Source organism: Clostridium sp. ATCC 25772, assembly GCF_001573875.1.
In the GTDB taxonomy this organism is placed as follows: Bacteria; Bacillota; Clostridia; order Clostridiales; family Clostridiaceae; genus Clostridium_J; species Clostridium_J senegalense.
On sequence record NZ_LFRG01000040.1, the window covers coordinates 1 to 13,555 of the forward strand.

The 13,555-nt window shown below is 26.5% G+C and carries 12 protein-coding genes, 2 tRNA genes and 1 riboswitch; of the genes, 9 read left to right on the forward strand and 5 right to left on the reverse strand.

The features are described from left to right. Positions 1-367: 367 nt before the first annotated feature. Positions 368-898 (forward strand): hypothetical protein, encoded by a 531-nt coding sequence (locus AZI32_RS13265; protein ID WP_061996291.1) that lies wholly within the window; start codon positions 368-370, stop codon positions 896-898. A 63-nt stretch (positions 899-961) separates the two neighbouring features. Further along, positions 962-1,076: riboswitch (FMN riboswitch) on the forward strand. Between the two features lie 101 nt (positions 1,077-1,177). Then, a complete protein-coding gene (locus tag AZI32_RS13270) occupies positions 1,178-1,756 on the forward strand; it encodes an ECF transporter S component (RefSeq protein ID WP_061996292.1) in 579 nt (192 codons plus the stop codon). 62 nt (positions 1,757-1,818) lie between these two features. On the opposite strand, the gene rimI is transcribed toward AZI32_RS13270, so the two are convergent. From rimI to tsaE, 3 genes are read right to left on the reverse strand one after another with little or no spacing between them, the layout of a single operon-like run. Further along, the gene (gene rimI, locus AZI32_RS13275) at positions 1,819-2,265 is read right to left on the reverse strand and encodes a ribosomal protein S18-alanine N-acetyltransferase (RefSeq protein ID WP_061996293.1); all 447 of its coding nucleotides are present in this window, start codon (positions 2,263-2,265) and stop codon (positions 1,819-1,821) included. Further along, the gene (tsaB, locus tag AZI32_RS13280) at positions 2,258-2,965 is read right to left on the reverse strand and encodes a tRNA (adenosine(37)-N6)-threonylcarbamoyltransferase complex dimerization subunit type 1 TsaB (RefSeq protein ID WP_061996294.1); all 708 of its coding nucleotides are present in this window, start codon (positions 2,963-2,965) and stop codon (positions 2,258-2,260) included. Before tsaB ends, rimI begins: the two co-directional genes overlap by 8 nt. Further along, positions 2,962-3,423 (reverse strand): tRNA (adenosine(37)-N6)-threonylcarbamoyltransferase complex ATPase subunit type 1 TsaE, encoded by a 462-nt coding sequence (gene tsaE, locus AZI32_RS13285; protein ID WP_061996295.1) that lies wholly within the window; start codon positions 3,421-3,423, stop codon positions 2,962-2,964. Before tsaE ends, tsaB begins: the two co-directional genes overlap by 4 nt. A 718-nt stretch (positions 3,424-4,141) precedes the next feature. On the opposite strand from tsaE, the gene AZI32_RS13290 reads away from it, so the two are divergent. After that, positions 4,142-4,762, forward strand: coding sequence for a CBS domain-containing protein (locus tag AZI32_RS13290; protein ID WP_061996296.1), 621 nt, complete (start codon positions 4,142-4,144; stop codon positions 4,760-4,762). Between the two features lie 94 nt (positions 4,763-4,856). Then, positions 4,857-4,932 (forward strand) — tRNA-Trp (locus AZI32_RS13295). A gap of 130 nt (positions 4,933-5,062) precedes the next feature. On the opposite strand, the gene AZI32_RS13300 is transcribed toward AZI32_RS13295, so the two are convergent. Beyond that, positions 5,063-5,983 (reverse strand): alpha/beta hydrolase, encoded by a 921-nt coding sequence (locus tag AZI32_RS13300; protein ID WP_061996297.1) that lies wholly within the window; start codon positions 5,981-5,983, stop codon positions 5,063-5,065. Positions 5,984-6,594: 611 nt separating this feature from the next. Here AZI32_RS13300 and AZI32_RS13305 point away from each other — a divergent pair. After that, on the forward strand, positions 6,595-7,203 hold the full coding sequence (locus tag AZI32_RS13305) for a GNAT family N-acetyltransferase (RefSeq protein ID WP_061996298.1): 609 nt from the start codon (positions 6,595-6,597) through the stop codon (positions 7,201-7,203). Between the two features lie 53 nt (positions 7,204-7,256). On the opposite strand, the gene AZI32_RS13310 is transcribed toward AZI32_RS13305, so the two are convergent. Beyond that, a complete protein-coding gene (locus tag AZI32_RS13310) occupies positions 7,257-8,456 on the reverse strand; it encodes an AI-2E family transporter (protein WP_061996299.1) in 1,200 nt (399 codons plus the stop codon). A 313-nt stretch (positions 8,457-8,769) separates the two neighbouring features. On the opposite strand from AZI32_RS13310, the gene AZI32_RS13315 reads away from it, so the two are divergent. From AZI32_RS13315 to AZI32_RS13330, 4 genes are all read left to right on the forward strand, one after another. Then, positions 8,770-8,845 (forward strand) — tRNA-Trp (locus AZI32_RS13315). 670 nt (positions 8,846-9,515) lie between these two features. Beyond that, positions 9,516-10,598: an ABC transporter ATP-binding protein gene (locus AZI32_RS13320; protein ID WP_061996300.1), complete on the forward strand. Its 1,083-nt coding sequence runs from the start codon at positions 9,516-9,518 to the stop codon at positions 10,596-10,598. After that, the gene (locus tag AZI32_RS13325; RefSeq protein WP_061996301.1) at positions 10,598-11,494 is read left to right on the forward strand and encodes an ABC transporter permease; all 897 of its coding nucleotides are present in this window, start codon (positions 10,598-10,600) and stop codon (positions 11,492-11,494) included. The genes AZI32_RS13320 and AZI32_RS13325 overlap by 1 nt, the downstream gene beginning before the upstream one ends. Positions 11,495-11,496: 2 nt before the next feature. Then, positions 11,497-13,338, forward strand: a complete 1,842-nt coding sequence (locus tag AZI32_RS13330; RefSeq protein WP_061996302.1) for an extracellular solute-binding protein — start codon at positions 11,497-11,499, stop codon at positions 13,336-13,338. The last annotated feature ends 217 nt before the right edge of the window (positions 13,339-13,555 follow it).

Sequence of the window (13,555 nt, forward strand, 5' to 3'; positions counted from 1 at the left end):
AGTTATTGATAAAACATTAATTTGAATTTTCTCATTTGATAAATGAATAAGTTTAAGATTTAATTTGGAACCCTATAATTATATGCAAATTATAAATATAATTAAAATTAAGATATATACAATAAGATAAAACAGTGATTAATATTGAGGTAAGTAGGGCAAAATAAAGAAGAATGTCTAAAAATGATATAAAATGCAGAAATAAAACAGAATTTAATTATTGATTTTTGCATTAAATAGCTGTATTTTTATAATGTTTTAAATAAAAAATTTAGAGTTTATAAATAAAGTTTAAAATTAGTTAATTAATAAAAAAATAAATTTTAGATTTATAAAGTTATTATATTTTTAGTGGGAGAGAGATAATATGGAAAAGTACTTATTTGCTGGAATTTGCCATAATATAATTATATGTAAGCCAGATTTAGAAATACATAATATAGACTTAAGAAAAATAGAAGTAGATTTAGATAAGAAAGTGGATTTAACTTTTTATGATAAAAAGGAATCAGATAAAGTTATATTATATACATTAAAAGAAGATATTTTACTTGAAGGGTTTAAAGACTTTATTGAATCTCAGCTAAAAATGTACAATTTAACTGATGATGAAAATAAAGAGATACTATTAAAACTGCAATCCGCAGAAGATGCTAATGACATAGTAAATATGGCTAAAAACAATGAATGCAGAGAAATAAGCTATGAAAGTGCTTTAGAACATTTATATTTAGAAGGTGGCAGAGATATTAGAATTTGCTATGAATGTATAGCATTTTTAAAGGAAGCATTTAGCACTGAAGTAAATAAAAATTTTCCTGAGTATATAGAAAATCTTATAAAAAAATCTGCAAGATACAATAAAATATCTGGCACTATTAGAGTTTTCGTTGAGTAAATAATATTATATTGTTTTTTTTGAAAAATTAATATATAATTAGTTTAAAACAATAAACAATTTAATACTCTTCAGGGCGGGGTGTAATTCCCCACCGGCGGTAAAGCCCGCGAGCCTTATGGCATGATTCGGTTAAATTCCGAAGCCGACAGTACAGTCTGGATGAAAGAAGATTAATACAAGCTTTACTATAGATATAGTTATCTCGCCCTAACATTTATGTTAGGGTTTTTTATGCTTTATTAATTCCTAGAAGTGTATAATAGGGGGTATTTTTAAATGAAACAAGAAAAAAAACTAAACAAAATGATTAAAATTTCATTACTATCTGCTATTGCATTTATACTTATGTATGTGGAAATTCCAGTAATACCTGCATTTCCATGGTTAAGAATGGATTTAAGCGATGTTCCAGCGCTTATGGGTGCATTTGCTTTTGGACCTTTAATTGGAGTAATAATAGAATTATTTAAAAATATTTTAATAATATTGTTTAAAGGAACAGCAACAGGATTAGTCGGGGAATTAGCAAACTTTTTAGTAGGAATCTCATTAGTATTACCAGCATCAATTATTTATCATAGAAAAAAAAGTAAAAAGACTGCTATTATAGGAATGATATTAGGATTTTTATCTATAGAAATAGTTGCTATACTAGTAAATATATATATATTATTACCAGCTTTTGGCATGCATATGGCAGGAAAAGAATTAATTAATTATATAGTATTTGGATTAATACCTTTTAATGGAGTAAAAGCAATAATAGTTTCATTTACAACATTTTTATTATATAAAAGGTTATCTATTACATTGTTTAAGGTAGAACCAATGCTTGGAGAACCTAAAAAAGTTTAATTATAGATATAAAAGCAGATTGAAAATATAATCAATCTGCTTTTTATAATTTTATAAAATTATTATATATCATATTTCCACATTATATATCCATCTTCTTTAGGATCATCATAATAATTTTTTCTAATCCCTTCAACTTTAAAGCCATAGCCTTCATATAATTTTTGTGCAGCAATATTTGAAGCACGAACCTCTAAAGTCATAGAATTTGCTCCGGCATTTTTGCATTTTTCTAAAAGTGCATCCATAATAATATGGCTATAACCTAAACCTCTGTAATTAGGGTGGATAGCTATATTGGTTATATGTGCTTCATCAAAAATAACCCATGCACCAGCAAAACCTATATGTTTATCCTGTAATCTTAAAACTACATAATTAGCATAGGCATTAGAAAGTTCCTTTTTTATAGATTCTAAGCTCCAAGGGCTATGAAAACTTAATTCAGATATTTCTTCTATACCAAAAATATTATTTTCATTAATATTTTCAACTGACAAATTATCCATTATTTTTCATGCGCTCCTCATATTCACGTTCAGCTTGAGAAAGTCTTAAATAAAGTGGTGCTGAAGTGTATATATCATCTTTTATTCCTTCATTAAGGAGGTTTAATCCTACTTCACCTAATGAAGAAGCTTTTGCAACATTTAAATGACATGGTGCAATATAACAATTTGTAACGGAACTTAATAATTGATTTTCATATTTAGAAGTTCCATCACCTATAAAATAAACTTTTTTATTTTCAGCTTTAACTTTTTGTATAAGATCTTCTATAGATAAAATCATTGGCTCTGTCAAAGCCTTTAGACTATTATTTTCAAAATTATAAAGAGCAGTATATACATTGCCACGTAGAGCATCCATTATAGGACATATAATTCCATCAGCAAAATATAAATTATTTGCAAGTCCATCTAAAGTTGAAACAGATACAAAAGGTTTATTTAAAGCCTGTGCTAATCCTTTTATTGTAGACATTCCAACTCTAAGACCAGTAAATGAACCTGGTCCTTTAGAAACAACAAATCCATCAACATCATTTAATGTTAAATTTGTATTTTTAAAAAGTTGGTCAATCATTGGCATAAGAATTGATGAATGCTGTTTTTTATTATTAATATTAATTTCACCAATTAGTGCATCATTTTTAAGTAGTGCAGCTGTAGCGCATTCTGTTGCACAATCTAAGCTAAGAATTATCATAGTGTTAACTCCTTTATATAATCATATCTTTTACCTTGATGTTTAATAGTTACTTTTCTAAATGAAGAACCTAATTGAGGTACTTTCTCAAGTAATATAGTTAAATTGTCCTGAGGAATTAATTCTTCAATGTAGTTAGCCCATTCTATAACGCTAACGCCATTGCCAAATATATATTCATCAAAGCCAATAGCAGCTATTTCATCAGGATCATTTACTCTATAAACATCAAAATGATAAAATTTTAATCTTCCATCGTCATATTCGTTAACAATGTTAAATGTGGGACTAGTTATACTTTCATTTATTTCAAGACCTAGGGCGATTCCTTTAGTTAAATGAGTTTTTCCAGTTCCTAAATCACCAATAAGGCAAATAATGTCCCCACTATTGCAAAGCTTGCCAATTTGAATACCGAGTTTTTGAGTTTCTTCTACAGTATTAACGATAAATTCCATTACGTTCACCTCATATAATATTTTAGCCCAAAAATAATAAAAAGAAAAGAAAATACACAAACTCTTAATTTTTTATTAGTTTTATAATAGTAAAATTTGTACATATTATATTTATAAAGAAATAAAGTGAAAATGTTACAAATAAAGTTTATTTAAATATATATTTTAGTAAAGATTTTATGCTAATTAACATAAGCTAAATAGAGCTATAAATTTAAAATAGCAATATCCACTTGATATTTATAAAGTTTAGAAAATAATGTATAATTAAATAATATATAATATTCTGAAAAAAGTATTATTAATATAAATTTAAACTATAAACTAGTATTTTATACACTGATTAATGAAAGAATATTAAGAAAATACAATTGATTACGAAAATTACCATAACTATCCATTAATGCATGGTTTTGTTTAACTTAAAAATTCTAAGTTAATAATGATGTAAATAAAAATTATAAATTAGAATCCTCTATGGCGTTTAATAACAGATTTAAAATAATTAAAAAATAAAGTGTAAATTTTGCAGTCTTATAGTGAAACAAGCTCGCATTTAAATTTATTTGTGAAGTGTAAAAAAACTTTGGTCTAAATATATTTTTATATTTAAAATATTTACGAGTATGTATTCACTTTAGAGGTATTAAAAATCTATGAAATAAGATTTTGAAACCTTATAAAAACTAAAAATAAAATAGAGATAGGGAGGAAAAAAATGTTTGTAAGTAACTTGATGTTAACCAGAGATAAGTTAGTAACGGCTTTGCCCAAAATGACTATAGGTGAAGCTTTAGAACTTATGGAAAAACACGGATTTCTATCAATTCCAGTAGCAGAAGGGGATAAATTTTTAGGTGTCATATCAAAAGAAAAAATCTATACTTATTATTATGAAAAAAGTGTAGAAAGAGAATGTCTTTTATCAGATTTTTTAGTGGAAAATGTAATGAGAACTGATGTTCCAGTTATAAAACCATTGGAACAAGTTGAAGAAGCTGCATATTTTTTAGAAACTAAAAATGTTTCTTTTTTAGCAGTAGTAGACAATAGGGAAGTATTTAAAGGCATAGTAACTCACTATGGAATATTTCATCAATTCACAGAATTGTTTGGTTTAAATAAGGGTAATCGTTTAGCTGTAATAGCTCATGACATTCCAGGTCAAATATCAAAATTATCTAAAATAATAACAGAAAACAAAGGTGACATAATGAGTTTTGTAGTAGTAGATCCTAAAAGCAAAACAGAAGTTAAAGAAATTGTAGTAAGGCTAAAAACAGATAATTTCGATGAAATATTATCAAAAGTTAAATCAGCAGGATTTAAAATTTTATAGTTTAAATAAAGTCATACCTAAACTTTAGGTGTGATTTTATTTTGAAAATATATTGACAAAACATAAAATGTTATGCTAGAATATTTATTGTTATAGGGGTATAGCTCAATTGGTAGAGTAGCGGTCTCCAAAACCGTTGGTTCCGGGTTCAAGTCCTCGTGCCCCTGCCATGAAATCAGTAGCAAAGCTACTGAATTTTTTTATGCAGAAAAACAAATAAATCTTACCTATAATAATAAAAACTAAAATATTAAAAAATTATACCACTCACTTTAGTTTGTAAATACTGAAATTATAATTCTATAAAATATCATTTAAAAATTTTAGTATATCTAAATGAACATCATCTTTATTTATTTCATTTAAAAGTTCATGTCTTGCACCAGGATATAAAATCATATCTACGGAGTTTATTCCATGGTGCAGTAAACTTTTTTGCAATTTTTTAACACCATTACCCATAAGCCCAACAGGATCTTCACTTCCACTTATAAGTAATATAGGTAAAGATTTAGGAATCATAGATAAATTTTCACTTTTATGATTACGTTTTAGTCCTTTTAATAAGTAATAAAAATATGAATTAGAATGTATAGCTCCACATAAAGGGTCATCTATATATTTATCGACTTCTGCTGTATTTCTAGTGAGCCAATCAAAATTTGTTCTTATAGGTTTAAATTTATTATTAAAATTACCAAAACTTAATTTGTCCATAAATTTAGCAGGGGTTTTCTCACCATGTTTTTTCATTTGATATTTAGCTAGTTTTTCTGCAAAAGAAAATAATAGTTTTTGATTACCATTACTTCCACATAAGATTAAGCCATTAAGTTCTTTGCCAAAAAGTTCAGAATATCGAAGAGATAAAAAAGAGCCCATACTATGGCCGAAAAGAAATATAGGAAGATTAGGATTTTCTTTTTTTATTAAATCCGTTACATCTTTTAAATTATCTACCATTAAATGAAAAGCATCACCTTTCCCCATATAACCTAAATTATTAGGGCTAGTTTTGCCATGACCTCGATGGTCATTTGCATAAACAATAAATCCATTATCATTTAAAAGCTTAGCAAAATTATCGTATCTAAGTCCATGTTCTGCCATACCATGAGAAATTTGAACTATTCCTTTAGGTGAAGAAACGTCACAGTCCCATTTATAAATATGAATATTTTTATCTTTTTTGTCCTTTATAAAAAATGTACTTAAAGTCATAATATCAATCCCTTCTCTAGTTTTAATATTAATAAATTTTATGATCGATTATATTGAAATAAACCAATTATCGCAATATATAGGGTTCCAAGGTGACTCTTAAAATTATCCATTCCAAAACTTGGATACCTAAAATAGTGAGACATGCTCCGAATCGCTTAGAATTCAACACTACATTTTGTATGAAAATATTTTAAAGTTGTTGAATAAATTTAAATTGGAGCTTGTTTCCCTATACAATAGGGATACAATCTCAAACTTAAATTTATACATTAAGAAAATTTTTTAGTGTATAAATTTAAGCCATAAGGTGTACCCTATATAATATAATATACCAAAATATATTAAATTTAATAATCATAGGTAAATAAAAAGTATAATAAAACTAATTATATAGTATAAAACTACACATAATATAATAAAATTTACAAAAAGTTAGTTTAAAAAATCAGAAAATTTGATATAATATAAATATAGAAAAAATTATACAAAATTTATGATATAAGCGTTTTTTATAGTACATAAATAAAGTTTATAACATATAATACATAAAGTTTACCGCTGATTAAAATACAGAATTAATCATTTAGTATAGGCGAGGGGGAAGTGTTATGCCTGACAATTTGATAGACTATAAGGACTTTAGAGAAAGGTGTTTTTCAATATTTCCAACTATGGAAACTGAAAGATTTCTATTGCTAAAATGTGATAAGGCCTATGAAAAAGATTATGAGAGTTTATTATCAGATGATGAAGTTATGAAATACTCAGGAACTGAAATTTTTGATTTAAAAAAACAAATAAAGTTATATTTAGAGCATTTAATAAATGATTATAGCAATAAAAAAGGTATACATTGGGTAATCATTGATAAAGTTCATTATAAATTTATAGGAGAAATAGGAATATATAATTTAGATTTGTATTCTAATAGATGTGAAATAGGATATACCATATTAAGAAAATACTGGAGAAACAAGGTAGCTACTGAATGTATAAAAAGGGTTTTAAAATTTGCATTTAAGGAACTATACATGCATAAAGTTGTAGCAATCATAGATATTAACAATGATCCATCTATTAAATTAGTAGAATCACTAGGATTTAAAGAAGAAGGAATGCTTAAAGAGCACTATTATAACTACAAAGAAAAAAGCTATATAAATGTTGAGCTTTGGGCTATGATAAGAAAAGAAGAACTTTATAGTAAAGTAATGTAATTAAAAAAGAGATTTAAAAATAATATAAATTATTTTTAAATCTCTTTTTAAAATTAATTATTAGAATTATCATCTTTTCTATTTGAAGAAGATTTAATGCTAGAATTCTTTTTAACTTTTATATGACTAATATCAACTTTATAATTATCAATGGCATCAACTAACTTAGGGTTTTTACTTGTATATTTATTTAAATATCGTTCATAATAAATTTTTAAAGCTCCAGCTATAGGAATAGCTATAAGCATACCTATCATTCCATAGAGCTTTCCACCAACACTAAGTGCAAGTAAACAAGCTACAGGGTTTATGCCAATGCTATTAGATGACATTTTAGGTCCAAGCCAATTTCCATCAATTTGTTGTAACACAAACAGCCAAATTAAAACTATTAAAGCTGTCATAGGATTGAAGAATATATTTAGTACTACACCAAACACTATACCAACAAAAGGTCCAAAGTAAGGTACCATATTAGTTATACCAAATACTACTGAAATTAAAACTATATATTGAGATTTTATAAATATAAGGCCTATAAAACAAGCTATTCCAACTATAGTAGATTCTACTGCTCTGACCCATAAATAAGTACCTAACATATAATTCACAGCGTGGAAAAATTCTAAAAGTTTTTTTCCTAATCTTTCTCTAAAAATTATAAACAACCATTTTCTTGAAGACTTAACAAATGTCTCTTTATAAAATAAATAATAAACAGCTATAATTAATGCAAATACCCAATTAACTATAGATAAAGTAACAGTTACTAATGATGCTAAAGCTGTATTAAAGAAAGTTGTAGACCAATTACCAAGATTCTCCAATATATTGATTTTATTTGCAATTTCCATTGTGAGTTCACTATTTATAGCATTATTAAACCATTTTTCTGAAATTCTAACCATCTCAGGTATAGAGTTAATAAGAGTTGTAATATTAGAAACTATTCCTGGAACTAAGTAAATTGCACAAAGTACTAAAACAAGAGTTACAAGAATCAAAGTAGAAAGTAAACTTATCCCTCGTGATAAATTAAGTTTGTTTTCAAAAACTTTCATTATAGGATTAAGCACATAAGCAATTATTGCAGCCAATATAAATGGCCAAAGTATGCCTAATAATAAATCATATAAGTTAAATAATATATAATAATTATCTATAATTTTAACGCCTATGTAAGCACATAAAATAATCAATAATATATAGAGATTAGCATTAAATTTTTCTTTTAAATCTTTAAATCTGTTCAAAATCAACCCACCTTTAATTTTTTTTTGAATATTAAAAACTTTAATTTTAATTAAAGTTGATTACAATTATATAATCAATGTTATTTAAGTTAAAAGTATAAGAATTTTTGATCTGAATTTAATTTACATGTGTCTACTTAAAACTATTTTGTATGCAAAACTTAATATTTATACCAATTTAGACTCAAAATTATAATTCTTATCTAAAACTATAATAATACAAAAGGGAGTTTTATTCTATACAAAAATAAATTTACTTAATATTGACATAATCTATACAAAATGTTAATATAACAAATGTAATAATTAATATAGGGGTATAGCTCAATTGGTAGAGTAGCGGTCTCCAAAACCGTTGGTTCCGGGTTCAAGTCCTCGTGCCCCTGCCATAAAAATCAGTAGCGTTTGCTACTGATTTTTTTTATGTAAAAAAAACATAACAAAAAGAAAATAAATGTAGAATTTTATTTTTGCTTTTGCTATAATCAAAAGTAATGATTTTTGTTAATGTTTAATGGCATTTAAATGTTATATAGTTTACTTATACTTTTATGTACAGATTTAGACATAGAATTTAAGTTATAGACTAAAAAGAATCATATAAAACAATATTTATTTTAAAAATCAAAAATGTCTTAAAACTAAATATATTACATATGCTATATATAACTAAGACTATGGATTTTAAATAAATTTAAGTTTAAATTTTACAAGTAAATTTTAATTTTACAGGTAAGTTTTATTTTTTATAATAGGTATATTTACTAATATGGAAAAATTGTTGAAAAACAATAAACCAATTATTAAAAATAGATACGAGAAGGGGTTAATTATGTTAGGTTAACACTTTAGAATTTATTCTAAATTTATAAATTAGTTCATAATCAATTTATATTAGCTAATGCTGAATAAGTTATGAGTACTAATATCCCCTGCAATAAAAATGCAAGGGATTTTTATTTTGTTAATAATTAGGTATATTAAGGAAAGAATGTTATTTCCGGTATATTCCTTAAAAAATATATAAATAAAAAATATTAGAAAGCAGGGGTGATTTTCTTGATTGATGTAATGGTTCAATTAAAAGGAATAAGCAAAGGATTTTTAGAAAGCGATTTTTTGGCAGTGGATAATGTCTCCTTAGATATAAGAAAGGGTGAATTTCTAACTGTTCTAGGACCTAGTGGCTGTGGCAAAACTACTACACTAAGAATGATAGCAGGGTTTGAAAATCCTACAAAAGGTGAGATTTTTATAGACGGAGAGGAAATTTCAAAAGTACCACCATATAAAAGATGTGTAAATACAGTTTTTCAAAGCTATGCACTATTTCCACATATGAACATTTATGAAAATATAGCATTTGGACTAAGGGTTAAAAATGTAAAAGATAGTGAAGTAAAAGAAAAAGTGCATGAAATGCTGAAAATGGTTCAACTTGAAGGCTTTGAAAAAAGGATGCCTAGCGAACTTTCAGGAGGTCAAAAACAAAGGGTTGCAATAGCAAGAGCGGTAATAAATAATCCGAAAGTATTACTTTTAGATGAACCTTTAGGAGCTTTAGATTTAAAGTTAAGAAAACAAATGCAGCTTGAATTAAAACAGCTTCAAAGAAAACTTGGAATAACATTTATATATGTTACTCATGACCAAGAAGAGGCGCTAACAATGTCAGATAGGATAGTAGTAATGAACAATGGTGTTATAGAACATGTGGGAACACCTTCAGAAATTTATGAAAAACCTAGAACAAAATTTGTGGCAAACTTCATTGGTGAAACGAATTTATTTGAGGGAACTGTGTTAGAAAGAGGAGAAGAATTATATCTTGTAGATAACAAATTTGGAGAAGATATTCTCATAGGACATACTGAGAATTCTATTACAGAGGAAATTTGTTTAGCTATTAGACCAGAAAGAATAAAACTTTCTAACAATATAGATAATGGAATGGTCGGAATAAAAGTAAAAGTAAAAGAAAGAATTTATAATGGTTCTGTAATAAAAACTGTTGTTACAACTGAAAATGGAACAGAGTTTATTGTAGCAGAGCCTATAAGTCAAGTTTATTCATTAGAAGAGCAGAATAAACCAAATATATTTGCTATATGGAATCCTAAACATGCAGTGGTGGTTCAATAATGTTAGAGAAAACAAAGGAAGTTAATAAGCTTCACAAAAATAGAAACAATTTAAAATCACTATTAGCTACAGTAGGACCCGTAACTTTGTGGTTAGTGACTTTTTTTGTTGTGCCACTTACAATTGTATTTTTGTTTAGTTTTCTATCAAGAGGTGAATACGGAGAAGTTCAATTACCTTTAACAATAGAAAATTATAAAAGACTGTTATCACCAATATATTTACAAATACTTTGGAAAACAGTTTTAATAGGAATTTTAACAACTGTTGGATGTTTAATTATAGGGTATCCATTTGCATATTTTATTGGAAGAGCAAAAAAAAAGTATAGATCTATATTATTACTTTTAGTAATATTACCATTTTGGACAAATTCATTAGTTCGTACTTATGCATGGATAATACTTTTAAGGACAGAAGGGGTAATAAATACATTATTACTAAAAATTGGGATGATATCATCACCAATCCAAATGTTATATACTGACGGAGCTGTACTTTTAGGTATGGTGTATATTATGTTACCTTTTATGATACTTCCTATATATACATCAATTGAAAAATTAGATATGAGTTATATAGAAGCAGCTAGTGATTTAGGAGCATCACCAGTTAAAACTTTTAAAGATGTAACATTACCGCTTACAAAACCAGGAATAATAGCTGGATGTATGCTAGTGTTTATACCAACTTTAGGATATTTCTTTATTTCTGACTTGATGGGTGGAAGTAAAACAATGTTAATATCTAATTTGATAAAAAATCAGTTTTTAACATCTAGAGATTGGCCTTTTGGAGCAGCTATAGCAGTAGTATTAATATTACTTATGTTAATAGCAATAGGACTATATTTTAAAGCAACAAAAGGTAAAGATGCCTCTAAGGAGGTCTTATAGAAATGAAAAACAAAATGAGTATAATATCAAAAATATACACTACATTAATATATATGTTTTTATATTTACCAATTGTAGTACTTATAGTATTTTCTTTTAATAGCTCAAAATTAAATGCTACATGGACAGGTTTTACACTAGACTGGTATAAGAAATTAATTACAAATGATCAGATATTAATGGCACTAAAGAACAGTTTAATAATAGGATTTATAAGTACTTTTTTCGCTGTTATAATAGGAACTTTAGCTGCTATTGGAATGTATAGATATAAGTTTAAGGGAAAAAAGGCTATAGAGGGACTTTTATATGTTCCTGTAGTTATTCCTGAAATAGTAATGGGAATATCAATGCTTGTATTTTTCTCTATGTTAAATTTAGAGGCAGGGTTAACAACACTAATATTATCTCATATAACATTTTGTATCGGATACGTAGTAGTTGTTGTAAGAGCAAGATTAGAAGGATTTGATAATTCTATAGAAGAAGCAGCATTAGATTTAGGTGCTACACCTTGGCAAACATTAACTAAAGTAACTTTGCCTATAATATCACCAGGGATAATAGCAGGAGGATTACTTGCATTTACACTTTCTTTAGATGATGTAATAATAAGTTTCTTTGCAGCAGGTCCTGAAAGCAATACATTACCATTAAAAATATTTTCTATGGTTAAATTTGGTGTAACACCAGAAATAAATGCACTGTCTACTGTAATGATGGTATTTACATTAACTATAGTTATAGTTGCTGAAGGTATTAGAAGAAATGTATTAAAGAATAAAAAAATAAAAAAAGTTGTAACATTTATTGCTATAGTACTAGTAATTTTTGGAGCCGGTTTTACAATGTTTTCAGGTAAAGCCGCTACACCAAAGGAAACTTTAAACATTTTTACTTGGTCAGAATTTTTGCCTGAGTCTGTAGTGGAGGAGTTTGAAAGAGAATATAATGTAAACGTAAATTACATGACATTTTCATCAAATGAAGAGATGCTTGCAAAACTTATGGGGGGGAATGTTCCATACGATTTAATAATAACAAGTGATTATGCAATTGAGGTTATGATAAAACAAAATTTAGTACAAGAATTAGACAAAAGTAATATACCTAATATGTCTAATATAGACGAAAATGTATTGAATTTAGATTTTGATCCAGGCAATAAATATAGTTTTCCATATATGTGGGGTGGAAATTATATAGTTGTTGACAGAAGCAAAATAGATAAGGATATTACATCTTTTGAAGATATGTGGGATCCACAGTTTAAAAATTCTATGGTAGTTTTAGATGATCCAAGAGTTATGATAGGAGTTGCACTTCAGAAAAATGGATATTCTATAAATACTAAAATTCCAGAGGAATTAGAGAAGGCTAAACAAGATTTAGTAAAGCTAATGCCCAATATAAAGGCCTTTGATAGTGAATCTCCAAAAACATTATTAATAAATGGAGAAGCTTCAATAGGATATGTTTGGGGAACAGAAGCATATCTAGCTAAATTAGAAAATCCTAATTTAGAAACAATACTTACAAAGGAAGGTGTTGTTCCACAATACGATAATTTTGTAGTTCCTAAAACAGCAAAAAATAAAACATTAGCTGAAAAATTTATAAATTATATATACGATCCACAAGTAAGTTTGCAAGTTTCGGAAGAGTTTCCATATGCAAACCCTAACAAAGAAGCTCAAAAACTTATGTCAAAAGAAAAGCTTGAAAATATAGCCGTATACCCGCCAAGGGAGGCAGTAGAAAAAAATGAGTTAATAAAAGATGTAGGTGAAGCAACTAAGCTTTATGATGAGATATGGACGCAAATAAAAAATAGTAAAAAATAAAAATACATTTTGCTTAACACTTTATTTTATAAAAATTAGTAGCTTTCAAATTGTGAATTTGAGGCTACTATTTTTTTAGGATTTTTATATAATCATCAATATAAAAATTTTTATTTATTAAATTTTCTATAGTATAATTTTAAAAATTTAAATTGTTAAATATTAAATCCTTTAATCTATTAAGTGGAAGAGATTAAATATATATATTATAATTAAT